Genomic DNA, 13,546 nt, shown 5'->3' with positions numbered 1-13,546 from the left:
GTCTCGGGGTTATATCGGTTTGGTAGAGGACACGCGTAGGAGGTCAGGGAGCGGGGTGGGGTGCCGCCGCTCACGCCCGCTCGAAGTCGTCCTCAAACCGGACGATATCGTCTTCGCCCGTATACTCGCCGATCTGAACCTCAATCAGTTCGAGCGGCAGGAGGCCGGGGTTCGCGAGCCGGTGAACGGTCCCCGCCGGAACGAACGTGGATTCGCCGTTCCGGAGGAGGGAGGTCACACCCCCGATCGTCACCTCGGCGCAGCCGGTGACGACCACCCAGTGCTCGGACCGGTGGTGGTGCATCTGCAGAGAGAGGCGCCGCTTCGGGGGGACGGTGACGCGCTTGATCTTGTACGACCGCCCCTCCTCGAGGTTCGTATACGATCCCCAGGGCCGGTGGACCTGTGTGTGGAAGAGGGCACGGGAGTCTCCCTTCTCCCGGAGGGCCTTTGCAATCTCACCCACCCGCTGAGCCTCGTCACGGTTCGCGATGAGGATTGCATCCTTCGTCTCAACGATGGCGAGATCGTGGACCCCAACAGTGGCGACCAGGCGGTCGGAGAGGATCAGGTTATCAGAGGAGTCGATTCCAATATGCTCGCCTCTGACGGCGTTACCACTCTCGTTCTTAGGCAGGGCGGCATAAAGCGCGTCGAAGTTCCCGACGTCGTTCCAATCGCATTCAAGCGGGACGACAGCCGCCCGCCGTGTCTTTTCCATGATCCCATAGTCGATGGAGAGGGCAGGGGCCACCCCGTATGCCTCATCGACCGGGCGCTCGAAGGCCCGGGCCACCTCCGGCGCGCATCGCTCGCACTCGGCGAGGAAGAGGTCGGCATCGAAGCAGAACATCCCCGAGTTCCAGAGGTAGCCGTTGGCAACATACTTCTCTGCGGTCGCGAGATCGGGCTTTTCTACGAACGCATCCACGAGTAGACCGTCCGCGAGAGGTTCACCCGGGCGGATGTAACCGTAGCCGGTATGGGGCGAGGTGGGCCGCACTCCAAAGACCACCAGGTAATCCTTTGCAAGTTGTCCTGCCCGACGGAAGGCCTCTTGAAACTTCTCGTCCGCAGTGACCAGGTGATCCGAGGGGAGAACCGCGATCGTGTCCGGCCCGTCCTCCCGGGTGACCTCATGGACGCCGTAGTAGATTGCCGGCAGGGTGTTCTTGCCCACCGGCTCCACAAGGACCTGGCAGTCGCACCCGATGGCAGCGAGTTGGTCCCGGACCAGGAACCGGTGATCCGTATTGGTGACAATCGCGATCTCCTGCGGAGAGGAGAAGAGGAGCGATCTCTTCACAGTCTTCTGAAAGAGGGATTCGTCGTCAATAAGCGGGATGAACTGTTTGGGGTAGTGTTCCCTTGAGAGCGGGAAGAGACGGGTGCCGCTCCCGCCTGCAAGTATGAGCGTCTTCATGGGATCGACTCCGTGCCGGAGGGGCACTCAACTATACTATGTGATAAGGGAGATAAAAGCGTAAGGTCCCAACCCGAGTTTGAGTAAACCCGGGCCGAGTTCGATGGGGGCAGGGATTGGGTCCGGGCTGCGGGTGATACTGAAACAGAGCCGCTGAGAGACAACCCGCCAAACAGTGCTCTCATATCGCATGATATGGTGTATCGACCCGGGAGACAAAGGAATGCCTGCAGTTACCCCCACAGGACCGGCTGTGCCAAGAAGATGAGCAGACACCCGCTCATGCCCGGGTCATCGTCAAGTTTCCGGGATAGAGCGCCCGGGCCTGTGGATCAAGATCCTCTGCAATTGCAAGAGCCTCTTCAGCCTCCCGGTAGTTCCCAAGCCGGCCGAGCACCATACCGTAGGTAACCCAGGCAAAGATGCACGACTGGTCGATCGCGAGCGCCTGCCTGCATGCAAGCACCGCTTCCCGGGGGCGACCGAGCCGGGCGAGGATCACAGCCCGGTTGTTCCAGGCGTAGACATCCTCGTTGTCGCATAGGAGCGCCGCATTGAATGCAGCGAGCGCTTCTTCGTATCGGCCCTCCCGTTCAAGCGCCACACCCCAGTTGTTTAAGGCTGTAGAGTCGTTTGGATTCTCCGCTGTTACGTTGCTGTACGCCCGTAACGCGTTACTGTCATCTCCGGCAGGCGGAGCCTCTGGTGAAATCAATCGGGGCATACATTCGCACCTCGCACCCCATACTGGGGGGAGACAATATATAGGTTCCTACCGCAGAACGCACGGAAAATAGAGCGGGCAGGGATCTCTCGGGCAGGACGCCAGACACGGCCCCAAACCCGGGAAGAGCTATCGATACCTGCCACTGTCCCTAAACCAGATCACCGTCTCCCGGAGCCCCTCTTTGAGGGCGTAACGAGGGGAATAGCCAAAGGCAACTCTAGCCCGGGATATATCGGCAAGAGAATCGCGCACATCCCCCAACCGTGGAGGTTCGTATATAGGCGGCGTGTGCACTCCCATGATCTCTCCAAGGTTCCGGGCAAGTTCGTTAAGGTTGATCCGGCGCCCCCCGGCGATATTGAAGACACCGGTGGCACCGCTCTCCATCGCGAGAATGTTTGCCCGGACCACATCTAAAACATAGACAAAGTCCCGGGTCTGCTCCCCGTCACCGTAGATGATCGGCGGTTTTCCATCGAGCAGGCGGGTGATGAACTTCGGGATCACTGCTGCATATTCCGAGTTTGGGTCCTGACGGGGCCCAAAGACATTGAAGTAGCGGAGGAACGTCGTCCGGATGCCGTAGAGGTCCGAGAAAACCTTCCCGTAGTACTCACCCGCGAGTTTCGAGACCGCATAGGGCGAGAGGGGGGTCGGCCTCATCTCTTCATGTTTGGGGAAGACCGGGTCATCGCCGTAGATCGCAGATGTGGAGGCTGCCACGACGGCCGGAACGCCGCACTCCTTCGCGGCCCAGAGGACGTTCACGGTTCCTCCGATATTTACTGCGTTCGTCTCAAGGGGGTCTTTTACGGAGCGGGGGACTGAGGCAATGGCCGCCTGGTGGAAGATGCCGTCCGCCCCGCCACAGGCATCGATAAGGAGAGCAAGGTCAGTGACGCTCCCTTCGATGAACGTCACCCTCGGGTGATCGATGATATGCTTGATATTCTCGCTCCGTCCGGTGGAGAGGTCATCGACAATCACAACCTCATGCCCGTCCCGCACCAGTTGTTCTGCAAGGTTGGAACCGATGAACCCTGCCCCACCTGTGACAATGTAACGCATATTGATACGATAGGCATCCCAGCAATTTGAGCGTTGCCAAAAGGGAGAGGCAGGAACCCAAAACAAAAGAAGGGAGCGCGGTTTCAGAGGTTTTGCGGCATGAGGTCACGTACCAGCGACCCGGCTCCACGCTCCAGCCAGGACCCAACACCACACCCAATCCATATAGCATCATATGGTTTATCGCCATTCCTGATCAGACCGATCCAGCATACCATCTTTCCCGTTTGAGAGCGGGAAATACTGCTGGTAGACGCGTTTGCGCTCCTCAATATCAGTGTGGAGATAAATCTCGGTCGTCTTGATGGAGGAGTGCCCCAGGTTCTCCTGCACGACACGGAGGTTCTTCGACCGCCGGTAGAGTTCACTCGCGTAGGAATGCCGGATTTTGTGAGGAGTAATCCCCGGAGGAGCGTATTTCCTGAAGAGATGCTGGACCGTCCTAGGAGAGAGGTGGTTGCCCTGCTGACCCACGAAGAGCGGCCCTTCAATCTTGTTGCCGATGAATTGATCAATCAGATCAAGCGTCTCAGCATCGATGAACACCATCCGGATTTTATCGCCTTTTCCTTTCACCCGGATTGTCTGCTCTTCAAAATCGATATCCTCGATGTTAATTGAGCAGAGCTCCGAAACACGAACGCCGGTAGCGTAGATCAAGCGAACAATCAACCGGTCCCGCTCATCAGGAATCGACTTGATAAGACGAATCACCTGGCTGTGTTTGAGGTATTTCAGTTCCTGATTCTTGATCCGGGGCCGTTCCACCCCGAGCATAGGGTTTGCAACAACGACCCCCTGAGCGTAAAGGAAGCGGTAGAACGAAGAAAGAGTCGATATCATGCGGTGAAAGGTCTTGGGCTTATAGTCACGCCCTTCTGAGAGACTGGAGAAGAAATCGGTGATCAGCGCCGCAGAGACGTTGACATCCGCATCAAGAGGTGCAGTATTGAGCGACTCTTCATCGAAATTGACCAGGTCCGGGGACGAGTGCTGCCGGAGCCAGGCGTACCGGGCAAAGCGCTGGATGGTCTGCTCGTACTTTCTGATGGTCCGGGGCGAGTAATTACGCATCCGAAGATAGTTGCTGAAGCGATCCAGCCATTCAGAGAAAAGCGCACTCTCCATTGTAGAATAGATGGAATAACGGAGCATATCAAAATTGCGGTAAATCACTATTCCCCGCAATCACATTTTCCCGGGACAAACCAAGCGGCCCCGGCAACAAGTATCGGTCGCGACCACCCCGGACCCCCACATGAGGAGGAAACCCCACCCCGTTGCGAGGCCAGAACGCCAGAAGGTGGCGTGAAGCCAGTCAGAGACCGGGGACGCAAAGCACCGCCCACATATAGCCGCGAAACCCATAGAGAGAACCCATTCCATAAGAGAATGGAGAACAAAAAAAGTATTTCTGATGGATACAGGAGGTATCTGTGTTAGGAGGTATGGGGGCTGCTATCCCGGTGGATTGGGATACAGACCCTGATGAATACATTCTTCCCCCAGCATATGAAGCCCCCACCGTGCGGGGAGAAAGTGAACGCCGGAACACCTCAAGCAACAGGGAGCCCCCGGACCAGTATATAAATTATCGTTACAAACGCGATTTTACGCCCGATCGTCGTTTCAGATGATCCATTACATCTCGAGGTCCGCGATCGGGAGCCACAACCTCAATACGGCGATCGAAAAAACTCATCGAGCCCCCGAGATCGCCCCGCAATCACAACCACCAACACCCAGGGCAATCAGGGACCTTAAGGCATCCCAAATACCGCCCACGTTGCTACCCCATTACAAGCAGATAGCGCCGCCCGAACCGGACAGACGTGGAGAACCAAAGACGGCCCGACAGTTAACACCCACAAGCACAAGAATACGGCACCCGGAACCCCCTGCTGGCCTTCGGGACATCGCATACAAATGAGCGGAGCGTCCAATTAACGCCGAGTGACACGTATCCGCCTATCGTGAGTTCCGCTTGCCGACCATAAGCCCCTTTCACCCCGAGGAGGTACGCACCCACAAGCACTTACGGCCCAGGCCAATTTATCCAGCCATTTGGAACTTGCAGATGCCCCAAGAAGAGATCACCTGCAAACCCATCCAGAACAACGCCCCAAAAGATGGCACCAAGCACCCCAGAGAAAACCCACACAGGGCCGACAATCCCCAAGCCGCGTATAGGGGATCAATCGCCCGAGAAGGGCCGTAATTGATCCTTGCTGCAGTGTAAGGAGCCTAAACTGCTCCCCCATTCACGAGATCGAAGGGGCACCTATAAACCGCATAATGCTATGCATATCAGAGGGACATGGGCGGTCATGTAGCCAGTGGGAGATATCTCCCACCAGATCCTGCAGAACACTTCGAGGCCCTCAACTTAGCATGACCCGATATTCTCATTCACTCGACCAACACCATTGAAATACCTAAACAGACAAGAGGATATGAAAAATGGAAGACTCTACCGATTTTAAAGACCTAAATAAATACCAGAAATTCAAGAAAGTGGACGGCGCCACCTATCAGCGAGTCAACCAGTTCTTACGCAAACATACCCACATCACAGCCCGGGAATGGGCGATCGCACGGCTCTGTGCAGACTTCAAGACCACCAGCGGCTCAGAGATGACGTTCATCGGCGAGAACCTCCCGGATCTCTGTCCGTTTATGCTCGATAAATATACCCCTCAGGCAGTCAACCAAGCAAGGAGTTCGTTTAAGAAGAAGGTGAAGAAGGCAGGTGCTACATTCTTCTATGGGGCCATGTGCGGTTTTTTCACTGCAGAAGAACTCGACGAGATCCTCTTTGAGGCAAGCGAAGTCGCCCGGTTCCTGCTCGAGGTCGAAGGGACGAGCCTGAATATCGATGACGAGATTGAGATCGAGGACAGGATCACCGAGGTGATGCGGGGCGTGGCCGAAGCCGCGGCGGTCATCCTGAAGTCCAGGCCTGGCCAAGAAGAAGAAGAAGGTGAGCAGATAGAGAAGGAGGACTCATGAAGATCATTCAGATCGTCGGTCGATCGAATGCTGGAAAGACCACATTCATAAAGAGCCTGATCCCGGCGCTCTCCGCGCACGGGGTCGTCGGGGTGGTCAAGCACCTGGGACACCACGGGTTTGCGCTCGAACCAGGGAAGGACACCACCGTCTATTATGACTCACACGCTGCTCTCTCCTGCGGTGTTGACGATGACAAATCCGTCCTCATCCGACGTGAGAACGATCTGGACTCCACGCTGGAAGTATTCTGCAATGCCGGGGTTGACTACGCCATACTTGAGGGGTTCAAGTCCCGGCAGTTTCCAAGGATCGTGATCGGCGACCTCGCCAGCGAGAATGTCGTGCTCCGCAACCCCACCGTCGATGAGGTAATAGCCGTACTCGAGAGGTTCGAGAACTACTATACCACCGAGGGACTGGTCAAAGAACTGAGACGTGAGCATGGGGTCTCGCATGCCGGGGTCATCCTCACGCTCAGTGAGATCGTCCGGGAGAGGATCGGCACCGAGCATATCGAGGACCTCGAGTTCGACGAGACCGTCGATGCCCTGATAGAGGATATCCGCCAGGAGATGGAGTCCACTCCCGGGATCATCGGCGCACGGGCCTATCACCGCAAAGGGCGGCTCTATGCAGGGGATGATATAGCATATATTGCTATACTTTCAGAGCGTAGAGCAGAAGCGTTTGCTGCCGCCAGCAACGCTATCGATCGACTGAAACGGGAACTGCACGACGTGGAGAAGTGAGATTGATGCGAAACGGAAAACGAATGTTTGGAACGAACGGGGTGCGGGGCGTGATCGGTGAGAGGATGACACCGGCCCTTGTCCTCAAGATCGGCGCCGCACTCGGATCGATGAGAAAAGGAACGATCGCAGTCGGCAGAGATACACGGACGTCCGGCGAGGCCCTGGTCCACGCCCTCAAGGCCGGGCTCCTCATGACCGGGTGCGATGTGGTGGATATGGGCATTCTACCCACCCCGGCCCTGCAGTATATCATAAAGACCAACGAGTTTGCCGGCGGCGCGATGATAACCGCATCCCACAACCCACCAGAGTACAACGGTGTCAAGATCATCGAGGCAGACGGTACCGAGATGTCCGATGATGAGATCATCCAGCTCGAGGACCGGTTCTTTAACAATCTGTTTGAGACAGCCACCTGGGACAGCGTGGGGAGAGAGACCGCAGCCCCCGAGAGGCTCAACGAGTACATCCAGGCCATTGTGGAACACTTCCCGGCAGGGATCGGGGAGGGGATAACCGTCGTCGTCGACCCGGGCTCCGGACCTGCGGCGTTAACCACACCGATAATTCTCTCAAGGATGGGCTGCCGGGTCCATACCATCAACGCCCAGCTCGATGGCACCTTCCCGGGCCGGCTGCCCGAACCGACCCCCGAAGGGCTCAAACCACTCTCTGAGATGGTTGTCGCCACGGGGGCCGACTTTGGCGTGGCGCACGACGGTGACGCCGACCGGGCGGTCTTTGTCGATAACAAAGGACGCTATATAGAAGAGAACTACGAGTTTGGCCTGATCGAGGACTACGTCTGCCGCAGGAATCCCGGCGGACTCATCGTCACCCCGGTCGCCACCTCCAGGCTTATCCAGGATATCGCGCAGAAACACGGGTGCAGTGTTGATTATACTCCCGTGGGAAGCATCTATGTCGCACGCAGGATGATCGAACTGATCGGTAAGGGAAAGAAAGTCTCCTTTGGGGGTGAGGGAAACGGCGGCCTGATCTATTCCGATCACCAGTTCTGCCGGGACGGAGGCATGACTGCCGCGATGATGGTCGCAGTTCTCGCGGATAACCGCGGCAAAAGGCTCTCGGATATTCTCGACGAACTTCCAGCATACCATCTGGTCAAAGAGAAGTATCACACAGAGGATCCTGCCACGCTGGTCCGCGCTATCGAAAAGGCATTTTCAGGGGAGACCATCGAGAAGATTGATGGCATTAAGATCATCAGAGACGGCGTCTGGGCACTGGTGCGGGCGTCAGGCACGGAACCGATGATCAGGATTATGATAGAATCAAAAGATCCAGACGTTGCAAAGAGCATGTATCAGGAGGTCATACAGGCCATCAAGAAGGCATAATCACTTCCTTATCGAGTCTTGTTAGATGAGTCCAACCTGCTATAAGCATTTCATTCAGGGTGCAGCAAGAGACTCTTATCATCTAACATATCCCCAGTATTTTGGAAGATCTCACTAATTCTCCATAAAAAAATTTCTTGCTGGAGGGGGGCAACCTATATATCTGATGATGAATATGCATGATGCAGAAGCCATTGGGGAGCGTTGATTGAAATGAACGGAAAACTGCAGATAAAACAGAAGATTAGTTCGGCTATCTCTTCCGGTGATCTGCGTGAACTTGAAAAGGTAGTTTCAGATATCTCAGAGACCCAGACACGAAAGGAGAGGAAATCACTCTACGAGCAGATGAACGCAGCCCTGACTGAGGCTGCATTCGAAGGAAACCAGCCAGAATTCTTAAGTCAACTCGTCGAGCCGACCAAAGATGAAATATTTTCCCTGATCCGGCGTGCTACCACGCTTTACATCCAGAATAAGGATGAAGCATGGTTTAATGCAATCTTCACCCTGATCGACAAACTTGACCGTAAGAGCCATCAGTCCGACATCCTCGCCGAGATCTCCCGTGACTTTATACAGACAGCAGTCGATACTGGAGACATCCACTATATCGAGAAAGGGGGGGAAACATTTGACAATATCAGCATTCGTAAATACCGCTCTGCAATACTCTCCGATATAATCCCGCTCCTCATTCAGTACGGACAGAAATACCAGAATATCGAGATCATGCAGCACGCTCTCCAGTTACTCTCTGAGATCAACGATATATCTAAACAATCACAGCTCCACGCCGATATCGTCCGGGCGATCGCCGGTTTCGGCATCGAGTCCGGCAATATTGACCTTGTAATTCGGGGTCTTGCAAGCGCCACCGAGATCAACCAAAAGATCCGGAGGACCAATTCAATCGCAGATATTGTGGATGCCGCCTGGAAATCCTCACTTAAAAAAGAGATATCCGATATTGAGCGGATTATAGACTCACTCCCGGATATCACGGATGAGCGGCGCACAGAGGTCCTCGCGATCCTGACCGAACATCTCCTCGACCGCCAGCGGGACAAGAAGCAGATCTACACCAAACTGCTCAAGATCAACGACGAAAAGCCATGGGCAGGTCAGACCCTCGTCATCGAGCTCTTAAAGAAGGCAGAGCGGAGTGGTGAGCGCTGGTTCCTCGAGAAGGCGTTCGAGTTCAATGCCCGGGGCGGAGTGGAGACCCAACTTCCCATTGAAGAGATCGTGCTCTCCGGGATTGCGGTCGTCGAGAAGAGCGGGAACCCGACCATCCTCCTTGATATCATACCGCTCATCGATGAGTCCTGCGACCCAGCAAAGGCTGCCCATCTCTATCGGCAGATCACCGACGCACTCTCGCGGATGGGTGACTTCTATCATGCAATCGAGGTCATGAGGAAAGCCAGCACCAGGGTAGAGAGGATCAACGCCCAATTTTTCGATACCAGTGTCCGCCTGATCAAAGAGGGGATCCGACGTGATGAGATCGAACTCATTCGCGAGAATGTCCTCGCCACACTGGAGATCGATATCGCCGACTCGCTGGTACACCAGGCGGTGACCGACTTCTGCAAAGAGTATGACTTTGACGAGGTCGTCAGGCACATACCGGCTATAAAAGAACTTGTCAGGCCGCACCATGCGCAGGACAATCTGCTCTTTGAGTGCAACAACATCCTGCTCGAGCGTGGGTTCGTTCGCCAGAAGGATCCATCCGCCCTTGTGGATCTCGTAAGCCAGATTGAGGAACAGGCCCTGCGTGAACAGGCGATCTCGGCCATCGTCGTCGAGATGGCTCGGACCGGGGTCTCCCGGAAAGACCGGGATCTTCTCCGGCGCTCAACCGGGCTTACCTGCGAGATCATGGACCAGCGGGCCAGAGCAGAGGCGCTGGGCGGCATCGTGGACCAGGCAGCCATACTCGCGGTGGAGGACAGTGACCTCGACCTTCTCCACGGGATGCGGGTTCTTACCTCATCACTCCTGGAGCGGGACTACTGTCTCTTCACGATGGGCAAGGTTATCCACGGCCTGATCATGTATGGAATCGAGCAGCTCTCGCTCCGGGCGCTCGATGAGGCAACCCAGATACTCTCACAGATCACCGATCCTTCCCTGCAGCGGCAGTTGATTGATCCGCTCATCGAGGGTTATGTCCGCGTTGGGAGCCTGCAGGCAGCAGACCAGCTCTCCCAGGGGAAAGCCAAGATCTTTGAGAATATGATGGAGCCGTTCGAAATTGCGCTCAATCTCCTCAAGACCAATACGCCGCGTGAAGAGATCTCGATCAAGATAGCAAGTTACGTCGACATTATGCTCGAGTATACGCAGATCTACAGGAGTCCAATCTTTGCTGTCCCTATGACTCTCTTTTCCCTGGAGATAGAGGGAGAGTATGAGCGGACCGCCATGATCCAGCGTCTCCTCACGTTCTTCACCGATTACGTCAAAGAATTTGATTCGGCCGACCCCTACGAGGTGACTGCATATCTACTCGAGGGGATCGAAGGAGCTACTGCATCATCGCAGGTCCTAGAGTTGATGTACCGTCTCCTCGAGCACACCGGCGATGTCTATGCGCGATACTCCGGGATGTACCGGATTGTAAGCGCCTACTCGGCCCTCGGTAATGCCGAGCGGGCTGAAAAGATCATCAAAAGACTGCATGAGACCATCGGCACCATCACCGAGCCGTCCATCAGTGCAATCATGCTCTCCGACCTTGCTGGGCTTATGGCCGGGATCGATCACGATGCGGCAAGAGGTTACCTCACCGAGGCACAGGGTATGCTCGAGTTGGTCGGACCGGAACAGGAGGCATTCATCAGGAAGAACCTGATTTATGCTGCAAGAAGCATCAACGCCATCAACCGGCAGGAGCAGGACATAGACTGGGCAATTGAGCAGGTCAGCGGGATCGAGGATCCGGTCGAGTATGTGGACGCCCTTGCTGCAGTCTTTGATATGGTCAGCGAACCAACACAGCGAAAAGAGATCCTCTCGGCCATGTGCCACACCGTGGTGAGCATCCCTTCCCCGTATATCCGGCTCTCGATGCTCTACGATGTGGCGCAGTTCGCTGAAACCTACGGAGATGAAGAAGAGATCGACGAACTGCTGGACGGCATGGAGAAAACTGCGGGATACGTACAGATACCATTCATCGTCTCCATGACCCGCCAACGAATGGCCCAGATGCTCTTCTCGTTCTACCGGAAGAGCGGAAAACCAATCATTCAACAACGGGCTGTCGATATCGTCTCCGCAATTGACGACGACAGGATCCGATACAACCTGATGGTTCAGCTCGAACAGGAGATGCCCCAATCGTGGAAGAACACGGTTTATGGCAGGATCCTGGATTGTCGAGACAAGATCCGGAACGGCAATTACACCACGAAGGATATGGTCGCGCTTGATCGGGCAATACGCGCGGTACCGGATCGAGCAAAACGAGCGACATACTACACGGAACTCTACCTCATCGCCAGGAGCGCAATGCAGCATGAGGTTGCAGATAGAATGCTGCTTTGCGCGCTTGAAGAGGCACGGATTATCAGACCGCTCTCACGACGCGCCTTTGTCCTCGGGGATATGGCATGCCGGCTTTATGCAGAGCGCTACGAGGACCGATCCAGGGAGCTCCTCGATATGGCTGTGGGCGAGGCGCTCAATATTCGCGACTCGACAATCCGCGACGAGGTCTACGACGAACTTGATATGTCGATGAGGATCATCCAGGAGCACTGGCTGTGAAGACGATCGAGATCCGGATATCGGGACGAGTCCAGGGCGTTGGGTTTCGTGCGTGCATCAAGAAGATTGCGACCAATCTCGGCGTCGGCGGGGAGGTGATGAACCTCCCTGACGGGACGGTATTGATCACTGCGACCGGCGAACCCGTCATCCTCGACAAGTTCGTCTCCATGCTGTATGGGTGCCCCCGGGTCGTCATCAGAGACCTCTCGCAGCAGGAGATCTCCCCTGCAGCCCCATACCCGGGGTTCATTATTCAGCGGGGCGGTTACCAGTACAGTACATGAAACTCCGCGTTCGTAAGAAGCGCATCCAGCAGGATACGCACCTGCGCATCGATTCGAGATTGGTCGATAGACTCACGGAGCGCTGCAACCAGTCGGGATGAGAAGTTCGCATCAAGGTAACATCGTTTTTCACTGCGCTCGTAATCTTTATCCGTGATCTCGCTTCGGACAAATCGGAGGACGGTACGGTCCACCATCGTGGCTTTGAGCGGTTCCATGAGATCGTAGACGAGGCTTCCTGGACCCACATGGAGCATGCCATGATCGAGATTGAGATGGGCCCCGATCAGAGAGACAGAACAGTTGCCGTAAAGCATTGCATACCCCAGTGAAAACATGGCATTGACTGGGTCCTGGTATGGTCGGCCTGCCCTGCGCCGGAACCCGAGCTCCGGCGGAAGCGTGCGGGAGAGGATCTCATAGTACATATCGCTGGTCAGGCGGGAGAGCCTCCGCAGTTCATCCATGGTGACCGAGGCTGCAAGCTCCTCCCGGGCCTGGTAGAGGAAGTCGAGTTCGCCTGCATAGAAGATATCCTGCCCGGTGAGGCCGTAGAGTTCCTCAAGGAGGAGGAGCCGGGACTGGAGGCTGGCCGTTGCAAGAGACTGCGCAAACCGGTGGGGCGAAGCCTGCTCCTGAGCGCGGCGCACCCTCTCATCCGGCTGATAGCCGTAGGGGGAGAGGTGTCCTACGGGCGTGCCGTCGACATCAAAGAAGGTGATGACAGCGCCGGCTTTGAGAAGGTTCGTCACCGCTGAGGTGTGCAGGGTATGGCCGCCGACGACCAGGAGGTGCTTCACCTCCTGGATGGGATACCGCTGGGTCTTATTCCCGTATGCAATGACCAGTTCGTGTGTCGTCGCTTTGATGTGCCCTCCGTTGCCGAGGACGGGGAGCCAGGGTACCGCCGCCGTCATCCGATCACTCTAGAAATGAGTGTTGGGCAGTTTCTGGTGATTAATGCATCGATATGCCGGATCTGGCGAGATCTTACCGGGGCTTGAGTTGAAGGGGTTTGACCGAATCGAATAAATGTAATATAGTTAACTTAAGTAAGTTAATTAACTGTAACGTTTTTACATCTCAACTCCCAGTTTAAAGTGTTATTTCCTCAGGCAGGGGTCTGGGAAAAGACA

10 protein-coding genes are annotated in these 13,546 nt (G+C 55.7%); 5 read left to right on the top strand and 5 right to left on the bottom strand.

Annotated features, from left to right (window positions below):
• Window positions 1-70 precede the first annotated feature (70 nt).
• The 4 genes from MCUTH_RS02205 to xerA all read right to left on the bottom strand — a co-directional run bounded on the left by MCUTH_RS02205 (window position 71) and on the right by xerA (window position 4,346).
• Entirely contained in the window at window positions 71-1,423 is a 1,353-nt protein-coding gene (locus tag MCUTH_RS02205; RefSeq protein ID WP_066954909.1) for a mannose-1-phosphate guanylyltransferase/mannose-6-phosphate isomerase, read from the bottom strand.
• 280 nt (window positions 1,424-1,703) lie between these two features.
• Window positions 1,704-2,147, bottom strand: coding sequence for a tetratricopeptide repeat protein (locus tag MCUTH_RS02200; RefSeq protein ID WP_066954907.1), 444 nt, complete (start codon window positions 2,145-2,147; stop codon window positions 1,704-1,706).
• Between the two features lie 129 nt (window positions 2,148-2,276).
• Entirely contained in the window at window positions 2,277-3,218 is a 942-nt protein-coding gene (locus MCUTH_RS02195) for an SDR family oxidoreductase (RefSeq protein WP_066954903.1), read from the bottom strand.
• A 180-nt stretch (window positions 3,219-3,398) separates the two neighbouring features.
• A complete protein-coding gene (gene xerA, locus MCUTH_RS02190) occupies window positions 3,399-4,346 on the bottom strand; it encodes a site-specific tyrosine recombinase/integron integrase (protein ID WP_066954900.1) in 948 nt (315 codons plus the stop codon).
• A 1,332-nt stretch (window positions 4,347-5,678) separates the two neighbouring features.
• On the opposite strand from xerA, the gene MCUTH_RS02185 reads away from it, so the two are divergent.
• From MCUTH_RS02185 to MCUTH_RS02165, 5 genes are all read left to right on the top strand, one after another.
• The gene (locus tag MCUTH_RS02185) at window positions 5,679-6,227 is read left to right on the top strand and encodes a DUF5806 family protein (protein ID WP_066954897.1); all 549 of its coding nucleotides are present in this window, start codon (window positions 5,679-5,681) and stop codon (window positions 6,225-6,227) included.
• The gene (gene mobB, locus MCUTH_RS02180; RefSeq protein WP_066954894.1) at window positions 6,224-6,979 is read left to right on the top strand and encodes a molybdopterin-guanine dinucleotide biosynthesis protein B; all 756 of its coding nucleotides are present in this window, start codon (window positions 6,224-6,226) and stop codon (window positions 6,977-6,979) included. The genes MCUTH_RS02185 and mobB overlap by 4 nt, the downstream gene beginning before the upstream one ends.
• A 5-nt stretch (window positions 6,980-6,984) precedes the next feature.
• Window positions 6,985-8,343, top strand: a complete 1,359-nt coding sequence (gene glmM, locus MCUTH_RS02175; protein ID WP_066954891.1) for a phosphoglucosamine mutase — start codon at window positions 6,985-6,987, stop codon at window positions 8,341-8,343.
• A gap of 213 nt (window positions 8,344-8,556) precedes the next feature.
• Entirely contained in the window at window positions 8,557-12,123 is a 3,567-nt protein-coding gene (locus tag MCUTH_RS02170; protein ID WP_066954888.1) for a hypothetical protein, read from the top strand.
• Complete coding sequence (locus MCUTH_RS02165) at window positions 12,120-12,410, top strand: acylphosphatase (protein ID WP_066954885.1); 291 nt, start codon at window positions 12,120-12,122, stop codon at window positions 12,408-12,410. Before MCUTH_RS02170 ends, MCUTH_RS02165 begins: the two co-directional genes overlap by 4 nt.
• On the opposite strand, the gene cas1 is transcribed toward MCUTH_RS02165, so the two are convergent.
• Window positions 12,392-13,327: a CRISPR-associated endonuclease Cas1 gene (gene cas1, locus MCUTH_RS02160; RefSeq protein WP_066954882.1), complete on the bottom strand. Its 936-nt coding sequence runs from the start codon at window positions 13,325-13,327 to the stop codon at window positions 12,392-12,394. The two genes, MCUTH_RS02165 and cas1, sit on opposite strands and share 19 nt — an antisense overlap.
• Between the last annotated feature and the right edge of the window lie 219 nt (window positions 13,328-13,546).

Origin of the sequence: Methanoculleus thermophilus (genome assembly GCF_001571405.1) — an archaeon.
Classification (GTDB): Archaea; Halobacteriota; Methanomicrobia; order Methanomicrobiales; family Methanoculleaceae; genus Methanoculleus; species Methanoculleus thermophilus.
This window is presented reverse-complemented; position numbering and strand designations above follow the sequence as displayed.